Below are 268 nucleotides of genomic sequence, written 5' to 3'. Positions count from 1 at the left end.
CTATCAGCGCGGATGCTTGAAAAGCCCGATCACCCAACCTATCCCGCCCAGCAGCAGGGCGCCCTGCCAATCTCCCTGGAACAGCTCGATCAGCGCCAGGACGATCGCCACCAGCTGCGCACTGCGCACCGGGCTGACCGTCGCTGTGGGCTTGCGGTCATCCTGCTCTGACATGCGGCCTCCCGTCGCTGGCCCGATGCCATCGTCGGGCGATGATAACGCCGAGCGATAACAACATAGGACGATGACAACGTCGCCCCATCGTTTC

Annotated in this window: 1 protein-coding gene; it reads right to left on the bottom strand. The window is 63.4% G+C overall.

The annotated features are described in order from the left end of the window. Positions 1–3: 3 nt before the first annotated feature. On the bottom strand, positions 4–268 hold a 265-nt coding region (locus R0J88_RS20570; protein ID WP_410900964.1), incomplete at its 5' end, for a hypothetical protein.

Source organism: Pseudoalteromonas sp. SIMBA_162, assembly GCF_046535955.1.
In the GTDB taxonomy this organism is placed as follows: domain Bacteria; phylum Pseudomonadota; class Gammaproteobacteria; order Enterobacterales; family Alteromonadaceae; genus Pseudoalteromonas; species Pseudoalteromonas marina.
Note: the sequence above shows the minus strand (reverse complement) of the source record. Positions and strands in the feature narration are given on the sequence as shown.